The organism is Pseudomonas sp. GM74 (assembly GCF_000282455.1).
Taxonomy (GTDB): domain Bacteria; phylum Pseudomonadota; class Gammaproteobacteria; order Pseudomonadales; family Pseudomonadaceae; genus Aquipseudomonas.
Window position 1 is genome coordinate 169,084 of record NZ_AKJG01000003.1, and the last position, 17,924, is coordinate 187,007.

Sequence of the window (17,924 nt, forward strand, 5' to 3'; positions counted from 1 at the left end):
ACCGACTTTCTGGCGATGCCATGAAGCGTTTTCGGCCGGGTATCGTGCCAACGCTGGTGGTGGCGCTGTTGCTGCCGCTACTGGTGTTCCTGGGGTTCTGGCAATTGAGCCGGGGCGCGGAGAAAAGCGCGCTGCTGCAAACCTACGCCGAGCGCCGGGCCGCTGAGCCGATGGCCAGCACCGAACTGCAACACACGACAGACCCGGCCTTCCGTCGGGTTCACCTGTACGGCCAGTTCGATGCCGAACACAGCCTGCTGCTGGATAACAGTCAACGCAACGGCAGGGTCGGCGTCGAGCTCTTACAACCCTTTCACGATCAGGCCAGCGGGCTTTGGCTGCTGGTCAATCGCGGCTGGTTGCCTTGGCCGGAGCGCCGAACACCACCGCAATTCAAGACGCCCACCGAGGCTGTAAGCCTCGACGCGTGGGTCTACGTCTCCCCCGGGGCAACGTTCCAATTGCACGCAGATCCCGCAACGTTGACATGGCCGAAGCTGATTACGGCCGTTGAGCCAGACAAGCTCTGGACAGCACTGAATCGCGAAGGCTTTGCCTATGAACTGCGCGCCAAAACCGGCCCCGTCACCTATCAGGCCGACTGGCCCGTAGTCGCCATGGGGCCGGAAAAACACATCGCTTATGCCGTGCAGTGGTTCGCCATGGCGATCGCCCTGTTCGGTCTTTATCTCTATCTCGGCTGGCACAACGCAAAGGAGAAACACCATGGGAGCGGCCATGAATCCACCCAGCATGTCTGAGGCGAAACCTTCGGTGAACCGGCGCAAGGGCCGTATGCAATTGCTGCTGATCCTGCTCGGGGTGATCGGTCCAATGATCCTCGCCACCGGCATGTACAAGCTGAATTTCTGGGTGCCCGAGGGCCGCAGTTATCACGGCGAACTGATCGGCAACGGCCAGACCCGCGCGGACATCGGCGTGCAGGCCCAGGAAGAGCGTTGGCAGATACTGGTGACCGCGCCCAAGGATTGCGCGGTGGACTGCCAGCAACTGGTGTATCTGGCGCGGCAAATTCAGATCGGCCTGGGCCGCGATGCGTCCCGCGCCAGCCATGCATTGGCCGCCGCGCAGACGCTGAACAGCGATTACGAGACTAAACTTCAACGCGAGTACCCGCAGTTGCAACGCTATTCACTGGACTTGCCTGCCTACACGAAAGGCGCTCAGAGCAATGACGCGCCGCATCTGTGGATCATCGACCCCCACGGCAATCTGGTGCTGCGCTACGACCCGTCGGTGAAGGGCAAGGACCTGCTCAATGATCTGCGCCACCTGCTGAAACTGTCGAACATCGGATAAGGGCATCGTCATGGCCAAGCCTGGATTTCGCCTCGCGTTGTTTGCCACCTTGCTGGCACTGATTGTGGTGTTGCTCGGCGCCTACACCCGCCTGACCCACGCCGGCCTCGGCTGTCCGGACTGGCCGGGCTGCTATGGCTTCATCAGCGTGCCGAAAAGCGAAGCCCAGCTGGCCCATGCCGAATTGCATTTCCCGGACGCTCCGGTCGAGGCCCACAAGGGCTGGAACGAGATGGTCCACCGCTACTTCGCCGGTACGCTTGGGCTGTTGATCGCGGTGTTGGCCGGTCGTGCGTGGGTGCATCGCCGCCATCCCGGGCAGCCGGTGAAGTTGCCGTTGTTTCTGTTGGCGGTAGTTTTTGGACAGGCCGCGTTCGGCATGTGGACGGTAACGCTCAAGCTCTGGCCGCAGGTGGTCACCGGGCATTTGCTTGGCGGCTTCGCGACCTTGAGCCTGTTGTTTCTGTTGACCTTACGCCTGTCCGGCGTACTGCCGGCGCTGACCGTGCCACGACGTTTGCAGCACTGGGCGACGGCGGGGCTGCTGCTGGTGATCGGGCAAATCGCCCTCGGGGGCTGGGTCAGTTCCAACTATGCCGCGGTGGCCTGTATCGACTTCCCGACCTGTCACGGCCAGTGGTTGCCACCGGCGGACTTCGCCAACGGCTTTCACCTGACCCAGCACATCGGCCCGAACTACCTCGGCGGGCAACTGGACAGCGATGCCCGTACTGCGATTCACCTGACTCACCGTATCGGCGCCCTGCTGGTGACCCTGGTGCTGCTCGGTCTGGCCTGGCAACTGAAAGCAGTCGGCATGACGCGCCTGGCAGGCCTGGTGTTGATCGCCCTCGGCGCACAAATCACCCTGGGCATCAGCAACGTGCTGTTCCATCTGCCGCTGCCGGTGGCCGTCGCGCATAACGCGGGCGGCGCGGCGCTGTTGCTGACCATGGTGCTGGTCAATTACCACGCCCGAACCAGTCTGGTCCGGGTCAAGCAAGCGCGCTGGCACTTCAGCCCGCGTAAACACTCAGCCGGGCCTATAACAATAAAAGGAGAGATGCCATGGCGATTCTGATCGGCGAACGTCCCAGTCAGGCGATCTGGCGTGACTACCTGGAACTGACCAAGCCCAAAGTCGTGGTGCTGATGCTCATCACTTCACTGGTGGGGATGTTCCTCGCGACCCGCGCCGGAGTGCCGTGGACGGTGCTGATTTTCGGCAACCTGGGCATCGCCCTGTGTGCCGGTGGCGCGGCGGCGGTCAATCATGTGGTGGACCGGCGCATCGACGCGGTGATGGCGCGCACCCACAAACGGCCGCTCGCCGAAGGCCGGGTTTCGCCGACCGCCGCGCTGACGTTCGCGCTGGTATTGGCGGTCCTGGGGCAAGCCATGCTGCTGGCGTTCACCAACCCGTTGACTGCGTGGCTGACCCTCGCCTCGTTGCTCGGTTACGCAGTGGTCTACACAGGATTCCTCAAGCGCGCGACACCGCAGAACATCGTCATCGGTGGTCTGGCCGGTGCCGCGCCGCCGTTGCTCGGCTGGACCGCCGCCACCGGTCACGTCAGCGCCGAACCCCTGCTGCTGGTGCTGATCATCTTCGCCTGGACCCCGCCACACTTCTGGGCGCTGGCGATCCATCGCAAAGAAGAATACGCCAAGGCCGACATTCCGATGCTGCCGGTCACCCATGGCGAGCACTACACCAAGATTCACATCCTGCTTTATACCTTTGCATTGCTTGCCGTCAGCCTGATGCCTTATGTGATCCACATGAGCGGCACGCTCTACCTGGTCTGCGCGCTCGGGCTGGGTGCGCGGTTTCTGCAATGGGCCGTGGTGCTGTACCGTGGCACTCGGCCGCACGCGGCGATCAATACGTTCAAGTACTCTATTTACTACTTGTTCCTGCTGTTTATCGCCCTGCTCGTAGACCACTACTTACTGTTGAACCTATGACTCGAACCCAGAAAACCGTTTTCATACTCGTCGCCCTCGTCGCACTGATCCTGGGCCTGACTGTCAACAAGGTGCTGTCCGGGAAGAACCAGGGCGATCCAACGGCGCTGATCGACGCCGGCATCATCTTGCTGCCGCAGAGCCGTAATCTGCCGGACGTGACGATGACCAACCAGGACGGCCAACCGGTCGCGATCAATGAATTGAAAGGCAAGTGGAGCCTGCTGTTCTTCGGCTACACCTTCTGCCCGGACATCTGCCCGACCACCCTTGCCCAGCTGCGACAGATCAAGAGCGAGTTGCCGCCCGAGGCTGTGGATAAATTGCAGATCGTGCTGGTCAGCATCGACCCCAATCGCGATACGCCCAAGCAGCTCAAGCAGTACCTGGGCTACTTCGATCCGCAGTTTGTTGGCCTGACCCCGGCGTCGACCGATGAGCTGCAAACGATCGCCAACGCGGTGAGCATTCCATTCATTCCTGCGGACACCAGCAAGCCGAACTACACCGTCGACCACAGCGGCAACCTCGCGGTGATCGGGCCGGATGGCACCCAGCGCGGGTTTATTCGGGCGCCGTTGAACAATGCGAAGCTGGTGGCGCAGTTGCCGGTGATGCTCAAGCGCGACTAAGTGACACAAAACCCTGTGGGAGCGGGCTTGCTCGCGAAGGCGGTGGTTCAGCCGACATTGATAGTGGCTGACACACCGCCTTCGCGAGCAAGCCCGCTCCCACAGGGGTCTATAATTCAAGGCACAAAAAAGGGGACGCACCTGGCGTCCCCTGTTTCGTTGCAGCAGTTCAATCAGAACGCCGGCACGACTGCGCCTTTGTACTTCTCGAGAATGAACGCTTTCACTTCCGGGCTGTGCAGGGCAGCAACCAGTTTCTTCATCGCGTCGCTGTCCTTGTCATCCGGGCGAGCCACCAGAATGTTCACGTAAGGCGAATCGCTGCCTTCGATGAACAGCGCGTCCTTGGCCGGATCGAGCTTGGCTTCCAGCGCGTAGTTGGTGTTGATCAGCGCCAGGTCGACCTGGGTCAGTACGCGCGGGATGGTCGCGGCTTCCAGTTCACGGATTTTCAGGTCCTTGGTGTTCTCGGTGATGTCCTTGACGGTCGACAGGATGTTGTTCGAATCCTTCAACTTGATCAGGCCGGCCTTGGCCATCAGCAACAGTGCGCGGCCGCCGTTGGTGGCGTCGTTCGGGATCACCACGTTGGCACCGCCAGGCAGTTCGGCAATGGTCTTGTACTTGCTGGAGTAAGCGCCCAGGGGCTCCAGGTGCACGCCGGCCACGGAAGTCAGGTGGGTGCCCTTGGCCTTGTTGAACTCATCCAGGTACGGCTGGTGCTGGAAGAAGTTGGCGTCGAGGCGTTTTTCCGCGACCTGCACGTTCGGCTGGATGTAGTCGGTGAATACCTTGACCTTCAGGTCCACGCCTTCTTTGGCCAGGGTCGGCTTCACGAATTCGAGGATCTCGGCGTGCGGAACCGGAGTGGCCGCGACGGTCAGGGTTTCAGCGTGGGCAGAGAATGCCGCAACGGCCGCGAAGGCCACGAGTAGTTTTTTCATTCAGCTAACTCCTTGTGCGGCGCCGATTACCGGCGCCTGCCAGCGAATGGCCGGCTCATGTCTTTATTTACGGGAGAAATGCACAACCAATTTGTCGCCAACGGTTTGCAGTACCTGGACCAGTACCAGCAGCAACACCACGGTCACCACCATCACATCGGTCTGGAAACGCTGGTAGCCGAAGCGGATCGCCAAGTCACCCAGACCACCGGCGCCGACGACACCGGCCATCGCCGTGTAGGACACCAGTGTAATGGCTGTCACCGTAATCGCCGCGAAGATGCCCGGACGAGCCTCCGGCAGCAAGGCGTTGGTGATGATCTGTCGCGTGGTCGCGCCCATGGCCTGGGTCGCTTCGATGATGCCGCGATCCACTTCACGCAGGGCGGTTTCCACCAGGCGGGCGAAGAATGGCGTGGCACCCACCACCAGCGGCGGGATCGCACCGGCGACACCCAGGGACGTGCCGGTGATCAACACGGTGAACGGAATCATCACGATCAACAGGATGATGAACGGCAGCGAACGCAGGATGTTCACCACCAGCGACAACATCGCGTAGACGCCTTTGGCTTCCAGCAACTGGCGCGGGCTGCACAGGAACAACAACACCCCCAAGGGTAAGCCGAGCAGCACGGTGAACAGCAGCGAACCGCCGAGCATCAGCAGGGTGTCGCCGGTGGCCAGCCAGATTTCGAACCAGTCGATATTGGCGAAGAAACTTGTCAGGGCTTCCATTAGCGCAGCACCTCCATGTGGACGTCGGCTGCGGTGAAGCGGGCAAAGGCCGCCTCCATGTCGCCGCCGGTCACGGCCAGGGTCAGTTGCCCGTAGGGAATGTCTTTGATGCGGTCGATACGACCGGCCAGGATGCTGTAGTCCACACCGGTTTCCCGGGCGACAGTGCCCAGCAGAGGCGCGTAGGTTGCTTCTCCCTGGAAGGTCAGACGCAAGATGCGCCCCGGCACGTGAGCGAAGTCGTCACGCTGTTCGCTTTCGTCGATCTGCTCGTCTTCCTGCACGAAGCGTTTGGTGGTCGGGTGCTTCGGATGCAGGAACACTTCGGTCACCGAGCCTTGCTCGACGATCACGCCGGCGTCCATCACGGCTACCTGGTCGCAGACCCGGCGAATTACGTCCATCTCGTGGGTGATCAAGACGATGGTCAGTTTCAGCTCGCGGTTGATCTCGGCCAGCAATTGCAGGACCGATGCGGTGGTTTGCGGGTCGAGGGCGCTGGTGGCTTCGTCGCACAGCAGGATTTTCGGCTTGGTCGCCAGGGCGCGGGCAATGCCGACACGCTGCTTCTGCCCGCCGGACAATTGCGCCGGGTATTTCCTGGCGTGGTCGGACAAACCGACTCGCGCCAGCAACTCGGCCACGCGCGCATCGATCTCGCTACGCGACAATTCGCCGGCCAGGGTCAGCGGCAGCGCCACGTTGTCGGCGACAGTCTTGGAAGCCAGCAGGTTGAAGTGCTGGAAAATCATCCCGACCTGCTGACGGAAGCGACGCAGGCCGTTGGCGTCGAGAGCGGTGACTTCTTCACCGTCGACGATGATCTTGCCGCCGCTGGCGTTTTCCAGGCGATTGATCAGACGCAGCAGGGTACTTTTTCCTGCGCCGGAATGACCGATCAAGCCGTAAACCTGCCCGTTCTCAATCGTCAGACTGGTCGGATGCAGGGCGGGGATTTCCTTACCGGCGACGCGGTAGGTTTTATGGACGTTTTGAAACTCGATCACGTAGCGAACCTTGTGGGGCGCGTTAGAAAAGGATCAGCGGTTAGCCGGGCGCGCATTTTAGCCTGTCCGTATAGAGGTTCTTAGCATTTATTTCGCATTTGTCCTGTCATTTGGCAATAACGCGATCAAAGGTCAGGAAAAAGGAACGGCTTAATTTGGGGAAGGGAGGCGAAGGCCAAGGCGATTCCGGCCTGAGAGTTTTACTGCCAGACAGGACGCCTTCGCGGGCAAGCCCGCTCCCACAGGATTCCAGGTTGGTCACATACTTTGTGGCTAACTCGGACATTGTGGGAGCGGGCTTGCCCGCGAAGGCGTTCCGACGAAGCTTTTCAGGGTTTACGCGGACTCAGAACCATCTGCGCCGGAACACTGCGCAAAATCTGCCGCTCCAGCTTCAGATCAAACTCGGGATCGAGCTTGTTCACCCGTTTGGTCAGCAAGTTAGCCAGCCAAGGGTAATCGTTGGTGCGTGGAGCCTGAATGCTCACGTCGCACTGAAAATTCACCACATCGGCGGCGATGGCGTCCAGTTGGCGACGTAGTTTTCCCATATCGTTGATATTCAGCACGACCGTGGTGCTCTCTGCCGTCAGGTCGATAACCTTGGCTTTTGGCTTGGCTTCGGCAGCCTTGAGGGCGGCTTCGGCTTTTTCCAGCTCGGCCTTGCGCGCCTGGGCAATCGAGCCGTTGACTCCGCCGGTCAGTGCCGGAGCCTTGGGCATCAGAGCGCGGGCACGGCTCAGGGCAGTCGCGGCAGCATCCACGTCACCCTTTTGCAGTACGGTCTGGCTGCGGCGCAGATAGGCCTCGGCCAGTTGCCGCTGGTATTGCTCAAGGGAAGCATCGTTGGGCGATTCGGCCTGCAAGGCTGCCAATTGGTCTTCGGCAATGGCCAGCTCGTCGCTGGCGATGTTTTGCTCCAGCTGCACGATGGCCATGGCCCGTGCATCGGCGGCCTTGGTGGCTTGCGATGGCGTGCTTTGGCAGGCTCCCAGCAGCAAAGAAAATGCGACAAGGAGCAGATAACGGGAGGCGAACGACTTCATTCCTGCGACTCTCTATTTGCGCAAAAAACGAGCAAGTCTACACCCCTCGACGGGGCAGAACAAAACTCAGCAGAAATAGCACGGCGGCCGTCACTACAATCGACGGGCCGGCCGGGGTGTCCTTGAACCAGGACAACGCCAGCCCGCCACACACGGCAAGTATGCCCAGCAGGCTCGCGCCCAGTGCCATCTGCTCCGGCGAGCGGGCGTGACGTTGTGCCGCAGCCGCCGGGATGATCAGCAGCGACGTGATCAGCAATACCCCGACGATTTTCATCGCCACGGCGATCACTACGGCGATCAACAGCATCAGGGCCAGGCGCAATCCCGCCACCGGCAGGCCTTCGACCCTGGCCAGTTCTTCGTGCACCGTGATCGCCAGCAATGGGCGCCACAACGCAACCAGCAAGAGCAGTACCGCAGCGCTGCCGCCAAGGATCCAGGCCAGATCGGTCGGGCTGATCGCCAGCAGGTCACCGAACAGGTAAGCCATCAGGTCGATCCGCACTTCGTGCATGAAGCTTAGTACCACCAGGCCTAGAGAGAGCGTGCTGGGTGCGAGAATTCCCAAAAGCGTGTCGGACGCCAGTGGCTGGCGTTGTTGCAAGGTCACCAGCATCACCGCCAACAGCAAGCAGCCTACGGTGACGGCAACGGTCGGGCTGACATCCAGCAGGAAGCCCAAGGCCACACCGAGCAATGCCGCGTGGGACAAGGTGTCGCCGAAATAGGCCATGCGCCGCCAGACCACGAAAGACCCCAGCGGGCCTGCGACGACGGCCAGGGCCAGGCCTGCAAGCAGGGCGTAGAGCAGAAAATCAGCCATGCTTGCAGCTATCTCCGTGAACATGGGGTTGGCCCGACGCGGACGCCTTGACCACCGAACCATGCAAGTCGTGGGCGTGGTCGTGATGGTGGTGATAAATCGCCAGGCTTTGTGCGTTCTTTCCAAACAACTCGACGAACGCCGGATCGCCGCTGACCTGCTCGGGATGGCCGGAACAGCAGACGTGACGATTGAGGCAAACCACCTGGTCCGTGGTACTCATCACCAGATGCAAATCGTGGGAGACCATCAGCACGCCGCAACCGTGACGGTCGCGCAGGCGAGTGATCAGGCTGTATAGCTCAGCCTGGCCGGCCACGTCGACACCCTGTACCGGCTCGTCGAGTACCAGCAGTTCCGGCTCGCGTAACAAGGCCCGGGCCAGCAACACGCGTTGCATTTCGCCGCCGGAAACGCTTTGCACCGGGCTGTCGATCACCTGTTCGGCGCCGACTTCCTTGAGTGCCGCCAAGGCCATCGCACGGTCCACGCCCGGCACCAGGCGCAAGAATCGCAGGACCGATAGCGGGAGGGTCGGGTCGACATGAAGTTTTTGCGGCATGTAACCGACCCGCAGTTTCGGCTTGCGCCAGACGCTGCCGCTGTCTGGTTTCAACAGGCCGAGCACGGCACGAACCAAGGTGGTTTTGCCGGCGCCGTTGGGGCCGATCAGGGTAACGATCTGCCCCGGCTCGACGCTCAGCTCAATGTTGTCCAGCACCGGTTGCCCGGCGAACGTGACGGCAACCTGCTCAAGACGGATCAGCGCGTTGCTCATCAAGCCCCCTGACAACCCGAGCAGAGACCGACCACTTCGACGGTCTGGCCTTCGACGACAAACCCGACATCCCGAGCGCTGGCGATGATCGCGTCGCTGATGGATTTTTGCTCAAGCTCGATCGCGGCGTGGCACACACGGCAGATCAGGAACTGACCCTGGTGAGCATGTTCCGGGTGATTGCAGCCAATGAAGGCGTTGAGCGAGGAAATCCGATGGACCAGGCCGTTTTCCAGCAGGAAATCCAGCGCGCGGTACACCGTCGGCGGCGCGGCGCGGCGACCGTCCTGCTCGCTGAGGACGGCGAGAATGTCGTAGGCACCCAGCGGCTTGTGGCTTTGCCACACCAGTTCCAGCACCCGCCGGCGCAACGCGGTCAGGCGCAGGCCTTGACGTGCGCACAGGGCATCGGCCTCGGACAAAGCGCTGTGAACGCAATGTGAGTGGTCGTGGGGACGGCTGGCGATCGGTGTTTTTAGCATGAGCGGCGACGAGGTTTGTGAGAGACGTTATTATGTTACCCGTTCTCGCCTCTTCGAGTGGTCATCGTGTCCCGACTTTTTTCTGTTTTTGTCGCATTTATCGCAAGTTTTCTGCTGATCGGTTCGGCGCAGGCCGAGGTCAAGGTCCTTACCAGCATCAAGCCTCTGCAATTGATCGCCGCGGCGGTGCAGGACGGCGTGGCGATCCCCGAGGTTTTGCTGCCACCGGGTGCCTCGCCGCATAACTATGCGTTGCGCCCTTCCGACGTGCGCAAGGTGCAATCGGTGGACCTGTTGTACTGGATCAGTCCGGACATGGAAGGCTTCCTGCCACGGGTGCTCAATGGTCGTACGTTGCCCAACGTCGCCGTGCAGGATTTGCCGGGCATGAAACTTCGCCGCTTTGCCGAAGATAGCCACTCCCACGCTGAAGAAGCCGACGAACATGACCACGATCACCGTCCGGGCAGCCTGGATGCGCACCTGTGGCTGTCGCCGGTCAACGCCCGGGTCATCGCCACGAAAATGGCGGCTGACCTGAGTGCCGCCGATCCTGACAATGCCGCGCGCTATCAGAGCAATCTGAAAGCCTTCGACGAGCGTCTCGATGCACTGGATGCGCGTCTGAAGAAACGCCTGGCCGATGTTCAAGGCAAGCCCTACTTCGTGTTCCACGAAGCTTTCGACTACTTCGAAGACGCCTACGGCCTCAAGCACGTGGGTGTGTTCAGCGTCGCGGCCGAAGTCCAACCCGGTGCGCAGCATGTCGCGGCAATGCGCGCGCGATTGCAGGAAGTCGGCAAGACCTGCGTGTTCAGCGAACCGCCGCTGCGGCCGCGCCTGGCGGAAACCCTGGTGGCGGGTTTACCGGTGAAGCTGGCTGAGCTGGATGCGCTGGGCGGGTATACGCCAGCGACCGCTCAGGGCTATGAGCAGGTGTTGGAGAAACTGGGGAATGATCTGGCGGGGTGTCTGGAGTCGTTGTAATCGACACCAGACCTGTGGTGAGGGGGCAAGCCCCCTCACCACAATTTAAAGGGCGAAAGGCAACGGCGTATTGACCGTCTGCCGCTGCGCCAGGCGCAACTGGAACTCCATCGGATCGTGAATCAACACATCCTGCCCGGCGAACGCCTGCGCCGCGATCAGACGTGACAACCAGAACCGTACGCAAGCCACCCGCAGCATGGTCGGCCACAGCTCGGCTTCGGCAGCGGTGAACGGTCGCAAGGCCGCGTAAGCGCCCAACAAGGCCCGCGCTCGCGGTCCATCGATCACGCCATCGTCGTCCGAGCACCAGTCGTTCAAGGCAATCGCCACGTCGTAGAGCATCGGCCCGGAGCAGGCGTTGTAGAAATCGATCAGCCCGGTCAGGTGCGTGCCTTCGAACATTGCGTTGTCGCGGAACAGGTCGGCGTGAATGTTCGCTCGCGGCAGTGCCAGGATTTTTTCTTTCTGCCGGGTGATTTCTTCAAGCGCCCGTTGCAGCAAGTCTTTCTGTTCGGCACCGAGGTGCGACAAAAACTGCGTACCCTCTTCCAGCATCCAGTCCAGGCCACGATCGGTTTTGCGTTTGATCATATTGGCCTGGGTCGCCAGGTGCAGATGGCCGAGCAACTCGCCCACCTGCGCGCAATGTTGCGCGTTGGCTTGCTTGATGTGCTTGCCGGCCAGGCGCGGTTGCAGCAACGCAGGTTTTCCCGCCAGTTCGCGCAAGGCCACGCCGTCGGTGGTGCGCAAGGCGTACGGCACCGGCAGGTCGGCGCCGTGCAGCACGTCGAGCAGTTCGATGAAGAACGGCATTTCCTGAACCGGGCCGCGCTCGACAAGGGTCAGGACAAACTCGCCCTGCTCCAGGCTGATAAAGAAGTTGGTGTTTTCGCTACCGGCGGCAATCCCCTGGAAATCAAGCAGGCGGCCGAGGCCATAAGGGGCGAGAAAAGCTTCCAGCTCGGGCCGAGCCAGGGGGGTGAACACAGACATTTTTAAACTGCCAGTACGGGCGCCGCTGTTGAGCCAGCGCCGATTAAAGTTAAGGACGACTTACCACTTAAAAATTTCCCACGCCGGAATCAGCATATCCGGGTAATCAGAGCGGATGAAGTTACCTTCTGATCCGTCGGCGCGTACCAGGAAATACGGCTTGCCGCCTTTGGGCGTGACTTTGATCGCATACAGGAAGCCGTTTTGGCGGTATTCCTGGATGAGTTTGTCCCCTTCCGTGCGGATCGTGACTTCTGGCTCCGGTGTCGGCGCATCGTCCGCCGCCATGACGGCCAATGGGGCGATTGCAAACAAGCCAGCCAGCAACAGGCGATTTAGTGTGCGCATGATAACCTTGTCCCTTTGTCGTCAACGGTCCCGCTATTCTAGCGCCGGACCCGCCGAAAAGGTTGATCCTGCTCATGAGCCAAGCCCCCCTCGTCCTGGTGGACGGTTCTTCTTACCTGTACCGCGCCTTTCACGCGCTGCCACCGCTGACCACGTCCAAAGGCCTGCCGACCGGTGCGGTCAAGGGCGTGTTGAACATGCTCAAGAGCCTGCGCAAACAATATCCGAATAGTCCGTTCGCCGTGGTGTTCGACGCCAAGGGTGGGACTTTTCGCGATGACATGTACGCCGAATACAAGGCCAACCGTCCGAGCATGCCTGACGACATGCGCGTGCAGATCGAGCCGCTGCACCAGAGCGTGATCGCCCTGGGCTTCCCGCTACTGTGCGTCGAAGGCGTCGAGGCCGATGACGTGATCGGCACCCTGGCCCGCAGCAGCGCGGCGGCGGATCGTCCGGTGATCATCTCCACCGGTGACAAGGACATGGCGCAACTGGTCGACGGTCACATTACCTTGGTCAATACCATGACCGGTAGCAGCATGGACGTGGAGGGCGTGAAGGAGAAATTCGGCGTCGCTCCGGAGCAGATCATCGATTATCTGGCGCTCATGGGCGATTCTTCCGACAACATCCCGGGCGTTCCGGGCATCGGTCCGAAGACGGCTTCCGGCCTGCTGGTCGGTGTGAACGGCGGCCTGACCGAGCTCTATGCGCAACTCGACATCGTGCCGACCCTGCCGATTCGTGGCGCCAAGACCCTGCCGGCCAAGCTCGAAGAGCACAAGGAAATGGCCTTCCTTTCCTATCAGCTGGCGACCATCAAGGTCGACGTGCCGCTGGACGTTGGGCTCGACGACTTGCAAATGGGTCCTGAAGATCCGGCAAAACTCTACGAGCTTTACAGCCTGCTGGAGTTCAAGAGCTGGCTGAACGATCTTGATCGCGATGCCAAACGCCTGGAACTGAGCGCTGCCGCCGAGCCTGCACCAGCCGTCGATCTGTTCAGCGAACCAGAGGCCGAAGCACCGGCCGCCGCTGCTGAAGCCGCCTATGAAACCATCCTCGATCAGGCGCGGTTCGATGCCTGGCTGGAAAAGCTGAACAACGCCAAGCTGTTTGCCTTCGACACCGAAACCACCGGCATCGACGCGCAGCAGGCGCAACTGGTGGGGCTGTCGTTCGCGGTTCAGGCCAACGAAGCGGCCTACATCCCGTTGACCCATTCCTACATCGGCGTGCCGCAGCAACTGGACCGCGACACGGTCCTGCGCGCGCTCAAGCCGATTCTGGAGGACCCGGACAAGCTCAAGGTCGGCCAGCACGCCAAGTTCGACATGAACATCCTGGCCAACTGCGCCATCGGCGGCGATCAGGACAACGGCATTACCGTGCGTGGCATCGCCTTCGACACCATGCTTGAGTCCTACGTGCTCAACTCCACGGCCACCCGCCATGACATGGACAGCCTGGCGCAGAAGTATCTGGACCACACCACGGTGAGTTTCCAGGACATCGCCGGCAAAGGCGTGAAGCAGCTGACGTTCGATCAGATCGCCCTGGAGCAGGCCGGGCCTTACGCCGCCGAAGATGCGGATATCACCTTGCGCTTGCACCATGCCCTGTTCGAAAAGCTCTCGGCCATTCCGAGCCTGGCCAGCGTGCTGACCGACATCGAAATCCCGTTGGTGCCGGTATTGGCGCGTATCGAGCGCCAGGGCGCATTCGTCGACGCCGCCTTGCTAGGCGTGCAAAGCATCGAACTGGGCGACAAGATGGTGGCGCTGGAGCGTGAAGCCTTCGAGATTGCCGGCGAGGAATTCAACCTCGGTTCGCCCAAGCAACTTGGCGTGATCCTCTACGAGAAGCTCGGCCTGCCGGTGTTGAAGAAAACCGCCAAGGGTCAGCCGTCCACTGCCGAAGAAGTGCTGGCCAAACTGGCAGAAGACGACTATCGGTTGCCGAAAGTGCTCATGGAATACCGTTCCATGAGCAAGCTGAAAAGCACCTACACCGACCGTCTGCCGGAACAGATCAACCCGCGTACCGGGCGGATCCATACCTCGTATCACCAGGCGGTGGCGTCCACCGGGCGGCTGTCCTCCAGTGATCCGAACCTGCAGAACATCCCGGTGCGCACCGCCGAAGGGCGTCGCATCCGCCAGGCCTTCGTGGCTCCAGCCGGTTACAAGCTGCTGGCGGCGGACTATTCGCAGATCGAACTGCGGATCATGGCGCACCTGTCCCGGGATGAAGGGCTGATGAACGCCTTCCGCCACAATCTGGACGTACACACCGCGACCGCCGCCGAAGTGTTCAAGGTCGAACTGGCCGATGTGACCTCCAACCAGCGCCGCAGTGCCAAGGCAATCAACTTCGGCCTGATCTACGGCATGGGCGCGCAGAAGCTCGGCAAGGACATCGGCGTCGACACCAAGACCGCCAAGGCCTACATCGATACCTACTTCGCCCGGTACCCCGGTGTTCGTCAGTACATGGACCGCACGCGTGCCCAGGCCGCCGAACAAGGTTATGTCGAGACGTTCTTCGGCCGTCGCCTGTACCTGCCGGACATCAACTCCAACAAGCCGCAAGAGCGCGCCGCCGCCGAACGCACGGCGATCAACGCACCGATGCAAGGCACCGCGGCGGACATCATCAAAAAAGCCATGGTCGCGGTGGATAACTGGCTGACCGCGTCGGGCCTCGACGCCAAAGTCATCTTGCAGGTGCACGATGAACTGGTGCTCGAGGTGCGTGAAGACCTGGTCGACCAGGTTCGCGATGAAATTCGCGTGCACATGAGCGAAGCAGCGAAACTTGACGTGCCGTTGCTGGTCGAAGTGGGTATTGGAAATAACTGGGATGAGGCTCACTGAGCCCCCTGAAAAGACCTTTTCTGCTGCGGCATAGTGCCGCGGCAGAAGGGCGCAAACAGCTTGGTCCGGAAGGCGATCAGAGTTATTTCAACGCTATTTGAAAAAAATCTGAACTAATCTTGCACACCACCACTCAGAGTTACTGAATGGCTGGTGAAGCCCTTCGATGCTCCTATGTTGTGTTAAGTGTTGGCAGATATCTGGACCCCGCCCTAGCGGTCTAGAGCTTGAACCCCGGAACTTCTCCCTCCCCATATGAAGTCCGGGGTTTTTTTTGCCTGCAGAAAGCTGTCTGGAGTGCCCAGACAGCTTTCGCAGCCTTACTGGGCTTCTACCTCGACACCCTTGTCCGCCAGCTCCATCCAGCCTGCCAGTACGGTATAGGCATCTTCCAGGCCCATGCGTTTGGGGGCCGAAAACAGCTGGATTGTCACCAGATCACCCCAGCCCTTGCGGATTTCCGACTGAACCTTGAGCAGCGTGTTCTTGGCCGCGCCATAAGTCAGCTTGTCCGCTTTGGTCAGCAGAATGTGCATCGGCATGCCTGCGGCCACGGCCCAGTCGAGCATCAGCAGGTCGAAATCGGTCATCGGATGGCGGATGTCCATCATCAGGATCAGACCTTTCAAACTCTCGCGACCACCCAGATATGCCTCCAGGTGACGCTGCCAGTGTTGCTTGAGCGGGATCGGTACTTTTGCATAACCGTAGCCCGGCAGGTCGACCAGACGGCGTTCATCGTCTAGCTTGAAGAAATTCAACAGTTGCGTGCGCCCCGGGGTTTTCGAGGTGCGCGCCAGGCTGGCGTGGGTCAGGGTGTTCAGGGCACTCGACTTGCCGGCGTTGGAACGCCCGGCGAAGGCGACTTCGAAGCCCTCGTCATCCGGACATTGGTCGACTTTGGCGGCGCTGAGCATGAAGGTGGACTGTTGGCACAGACCGAGGATGGGATTCTTGAGTTGCATGGGATTTCCGATGTGGGCGGCGCCAGGAATGGGTGCGGCAAGCAGTGTCGCTTCCGTTTCAGTGACGCCAGTATATAATGCCGCAGATTTTGTGTGCGCTTTGTCCCAGCGTAGGATGAAGTTCACGAGAGCGACAGACCTTGATTGCGCACTAGAACGCAGCTCGCTCTCAACCCTGAAAAGGTCGTTTTATGACGAAATGGCTGCTAGCTGCCGGTGTATTGATGCCGCTTTACAGCGCTCAGGCTACACAGGATCCGGAAGCTGTGTACAACCGTGTTTGTGGTGCCTGTCATTCCGGCCAACTCCCCATGGCGCCGAAAAAAGGCGATCAGGAAGCTTGGACGCCGAGGTTGGCGAAAGGTATGGAGACGCTGGTGCAACACGTGACCCAGGGTTTCAAGGCGATGCCGCCGCGTGGTTTGTGCATGGACTGCAGTGCCGAGGATTACCAAGCCATCATCCTTTGGATGAGCGAGTAAGCCCGGTCCATAACTCTTAACCCTTAGCCGTAGTTGGATTAGCTGATGAAGAAATTGATCGTGAGTCTGCTGTTGACCGTGGGCATCTCCGGCATGGCCCATGCTGCAGGTGAGGCAGTACAACCGGGTGATGCAAAAGCCGGCCAGGCCAAAGCCGCCGTCTGTGGCGCCTGCCACGGCCCGGATGGCAACAGCATGGCGCCAAACTTTCCAAAACTGGCGGGTCAGGGTGAACGCTACCTGACCAAGCAATTGCACGACATCAAGTCGGGCAAGCGCACCGTTCTGGAGATGACCGGCCTGCTGACCAACCTGAGCGATCAGGACCTGGCGGACATCTCCGCCTACTTCGCCAGCCAGAAAGGCAGCGTCGGAGCCGCCGATCCAAAGATCGTCGCTCGCGGTGAAGCCCTGTTCCGTGGTGGTGACCTGGCCAAGGGCCTGCCATCCTGCACCGGTTGCCACTCCCCAAATGGCGCAGGTAACGCGGCTGCCGGTTTCCCGCACCTGGGTGGCCAGCACGCTCAATACGTCGGCAAGCAACTGGTCGATTTCCGCAAGGAAGAAGGCGGCCGTACCAACGACGGCGATACCAAGCCCATGCAGACCATTGCCAAGAAGCTGAGCGACGAAGACATCGCCGCGGTGTCCAGCTACATTCAAGGCCTGCACTAAGGCTGGCGGATCGGGCGTTGAACGGGGTGCTTATCACCTGCAACGTTAACGCTCGATTAATCCGTTGCAACGAGTATAAAAAGGGTGGCTTTGGCCGCCCTTTTTTGTGGCCGCTGCCGTTACACTACAGAACTCAAGCCCGCCAGGACCTGTCTGATAACAGGTCGCGCGAGGCGAAAAAAATTGTCCAGGAGTAAAGCATGCGTAATCTGATCATCAGCGCCGTTTTTGCCGCTGCCAGCCTGTTCGGCATGACTGCCCAGGCCGCTGACGCCCCCGCCGCACCTTATGTCGAACTGAGCAACCCGGTTCCGGTTGCCGTGCCTGGCAAGATCGAAGTGGTAGAGCTGTTCTGGTACGGCTGCCCGCATTGCTACGCCTTCGAGCCAGTGATCAATCCGTGGGTCGAGAAGCTGCCTTCGGACGTGAACTTCGTGCGCATTCCAGCCATGTTCGGTGGCCCGTGGGACGCTCACGGTCAGATGTTCCTGACCCTTGAAGCCATGGGTGTCGAGCACAACGTTCACGCCGCGGTGTTCAACGCGATTCAGAAAGAACACAAGAAACTGACCGACAAGGATGACATGGCCGACTTCCTCGCTACCCAAGGCGTGGACAAGGACAAGTTCCTCGCGACTTTCGACTCTTTCGCTATCAAAGGTCAGATCGTCAAGGCTCGTGAACTGGCCAAGAAGTATGAAATCTCCGGCGTTCCAACCATGATCGTCAACGGCAAGTACCGTTTTGACGTGGGTTCCGCCGGCGGTGCCGAACAGGCCCTGCAACTGGCCGACAAACTGATCGACAAAGAGCGAGCGGCTAACAAGGCTGCCGCCAACTAAGGGCAGTCA

General features: G+C 60.6%; 20 protein-coding genes. 10 read left to right on the top strand and 10 right to left on the bottom strand.

The annotated features are described in order from the left end of the window. The first annotated feature begins 20 nt into the window (after nucleotides 1-20). Genes PMI34_RS25695 through PMI34_RS25675 form a run of 5 tightly spaced genes read left to right on the top strand, consistent with a single transcriptional unit; the run spans nucleotide 21 to nucleotide 3,920 of the window. Nucleotides 21-761, top strand: a complete 741-nt coding sequence (locus PMI34_RS25695) for an SURF1 family protein (RefSeq protein ID WP_008045799.1) — start codon at nucleotides 21-23, stop codon at nucleotides 759-761. After that, nucleotides 727-1,320: a hypothetical protein gene (locus tag PMI34_RS25690; protein ID WP_008045800.1), complete on the top strand. Its 594-nt coding sequence runs from the start codon at nucleotides 727-729 to the stop codon at nucleotides 1,318-1,320. Before PMI34_RS25695 ends, PMI34_RS25690 begins: the two co-directional genes overlap by 35 nt. 10 nt (nucleotides 1,321-1,330) lie before the next feature. Then, nucleotides 1,331-2,401, top strand: coding sequence for a COX15/CtaA family protein (locus tag PMI34_RS25685; RefSeq protein WP_008045802.1), 1,071 nt, complete (start codon nucleotides 1,331-1,333; stop codon nucleotides 2,399-2,401). After that, on the top strand, nucleotides 2,389-3,288 hold the full coding sequence (gene cyoE / locus PMI34_RS25680) for a heme o synthase (protein ID WP_008045805.1): 900 nt from the start codon (nucleotides 2,389-2,391) through the stop codon (nucleotides 3,286-3,288). Before PMI34_RS25685 ends, cyoE begins: the two co-directional genes overlap by 13 nt. Next, nucleotides 3,285-3,920 carry an SCO family protein gene (locus PMI34_RS25675; RefSeq protein WP_008045807.1) on the top strand — a complete coding sequence of 212 codons (636 nt, stop codon included), beginning with the start codon at nucleotides 3,285-3,287 and terminating at the stop codon, nucleotides 3,918-3,920. The genes cyoE and PMI34_RS25675 overlap by 4 nt, the downstream gene beginning before the upstream one ends. Before the next feature lie 173 nt (nucleotides 3,921-4,093). On the opposite strand, the gene PMI34_RS25670 is transcribed toward PMI34_RS25675, so the two are convergent. From PMI34_RS25670 to zur, 7 genes are all read right to left on the bottom strand, one after another. Next, nucleotides 4,094-4,864: a MetQ/NlpA family ABC transporter substrate-binding protein gene (locus PMI34_RS25670; RefSeq protein ID WP_008045809.1), complete on the bottom strand. Its 771-nt coding sequence runs from the start codon at nucleotides 4,862-4,864 to the stop codon at nucleotides 4,094-4,096. 63 nt (nucleotides 4,865-4,927) lie between these two features. Continuing rightward, nucleotides 4,928-5,602, bottom strand: coding sequence for a methionine ABC transporter permease (locus PMI34_RS25665; protein WP_008002212.1), 675 nt, complete (start codon nucleotides 5,600-5,602; stop codon nucleotides 4,928-4,930). After that, a complete protein-coding gene (locus PMI34_RS25660) occupies nucleotides 5,602-6,609 on the bottom strand; it encodes a methionine ABC transporter ATP-binding protein (protein WP_008045811.1) in 1,008 nt (335 codons plus the stop codon). The genes PMI34_RS25665 and PMI34_RS25660 overlap by 1 nt, the downstream gene beginning before the upstream one ends. Nucleotides 6,610-6,938: 329 nt before the next feature. Then, nucleotides 6,939-7,655: a PA5502 family lipoprotein gene (locus PMI34_RS25655; protein ID WP_008045813.1), complete on the bottom strand. Its 717-nt coding sequence runs from the start codon at nucleotides 7,653-7,655 to the stop codon at nucleotides 6,939-6,941. A 37-nt stretch (nucleotides 7,656-7,692) separates the two neighbouring features. Then, nucleotides 7,693-8,481 (bottom strand): zinc ABC transporter permease subunit ZnuB, encoded by a 789-nt coding sequence (gene znuB, locus PMI34_RS25650; RefSeq protein WP_008045814.1) that lies wholly within the window; start codon nucleotides 8,479-8,481, stop codon nucleotides 7,693-7,695. After that, complete coding sequence (gene znuC, locus PMI34_RS25645) at nucleotides 8,474-9,259, bottom strand: zinc ABC transporter ATP-binding protein ZnuC (RefSeq protein WP_008045817.1); 786 nt, start codon at nucleotides 9,257-9,259, stop codon at nucleotides 8,474-8,476. Before znuC ends, znuB begins: the two co-directional genes overlap by 8 nt. Further along, nucleotides 9,259-9,741: a zinc uptake transcriptional repressor Zur gene (gene zur / locus PMI34_RS25640; RefSeq protein ID WP_008045818.1), complete on the bottom strand. Its 483-nt coding sequence runs from the start codon at nucleotides 9,739-9,741 to the stop codon at nucleotides 9,259-9,261. The genes znuC and zur overlap by 1 nt, the downstream gene beginning before the upstream one ends. Nucleotides 9,742-9,807: 66 nt before the next feature. Between zur and znuA the strand changes: the two genes are divergently transcribed. Next, nucleotides 9,808-10,728: a zinc ABC transporter substrate-binding protein ZnuA gene (gene znuA, locus PMI34_RS25635; protein WP_008045819.1), complete on the top strand. Its 921-nt coding sequence runs from the start codon at nucleotides 9,808-9,810 to the stop codon at nucleotides 10,726-10,728. A gap of 45 nt (nucleotides 10,729-10,773) precedes the next feature. Here the strand turns inward: znuA and PMI34_RS25630 are convergent, their stop codons facing one another. Both PMI34_RS25630 and PMI34_RS25625 read right to left on the bottom strand, forming a co-directional pair. Next, entirely contained in the window at nucleotides 10,774-11,724 is a 951-nt protein-coding gene (locus tag PMI34_RS25630; protein WP_008002196.1) for a homoserine kinase, read from the bottom strand. 60 nt (nucleotides 11,725-11,784) lie between these two features. Then, nucleotides 11,785-12,072, bottom strand: coding sequence for a DUF2782 domain-containing protein (locus PMI34_RS25625; protein WP_008045821.1), 288 nt, complete (start codon nucleotides 12,070-12,072; stop codon nucleotides 11,785-11,787). A 74-nt stretch (nucleotides 12,073-12,146) separates the two neighbouring features. Between PMI34_RS25625 and polA the strand changes: the two genes are divergently transcribed. After that, a complete protein-coding gene (gene polA / locus PMI34_RS25620; RefSeq protein WP_008045822.1) occupies nucleotides 12,147-14,951 on the top strand; it encodes a DNA polymerase I in 2,805 nt (934 codons plus the stop codon). 320 nt (nucleotides 14,952-15,271) lie between these two features. On the opposite strand, the gene yihA is transcribed toward polA, so the two are convergent. Then, nucleotides 15,272-15,916, bottom strand: a complete 645-nt coding sequence (yihA, locus tag PMI34_RS25615; RefSeq protein ID WP_008045823.1) for a ribosome biogenesis GTP-binding protein YihA/YsxC — start codon at nucleotides 15,914-15,916, stop codon at nucleotides 15,272-15,274. Between the two features lie 191 nt (nucleotides 15,917-16,107). Here yihA and PMI34_RS25610 point away from each other — a divergent pair, with 191 nt between their 5' ends. The 3 genes from PMI34_RS25610 to PMI34_RS25600 all read left to right on the top strand — a co-directional run bounded on the left by PMI34_RS25610 (nucleotide 16,108) and on the right by PMI34_RS25600 (nucleotide 17,915). Further along, nucleotides 16,108-16,398 (top strand): c-type cytochrome, encoded by a 291-nt coding sequence (locus PMI34_RS25610; RefSeq protein ID WP_008002190.1) that lies wholly within the window; start codon nucleotides 16,108-16,110, stop codon nucleotides 16,396-16,398. A gap of 45 nt (nucleotides 16,399-16,443) precedes the next feature. Continuing rightward, a complete protein-coding gene (locus tag PMI34_RS25605) occupies nucleotides 16,444-17,073 on the top strand; it encodes a c-type cytochrome (RefSeq protein WP_008045824.1) in 630 nt (209 codons plus the stop codon). 200 nt (nucleotides 17,074-17,273) lie between these two features. Next, nucleotides 17,274-17,915, top strand: a complete 642-nt coding sequence (locus PMI34_RS25600; protein WP_008045826.1) for a thiol:disulfide interchange protein DsbA/DsbL — start codon at nucleotides 17,274-17,276, stop codon at nucleotides 17,913-17,915. The last annotated feature ends 9 nt before the right edge of the window (nucleotides 17,916-17,924 follow it).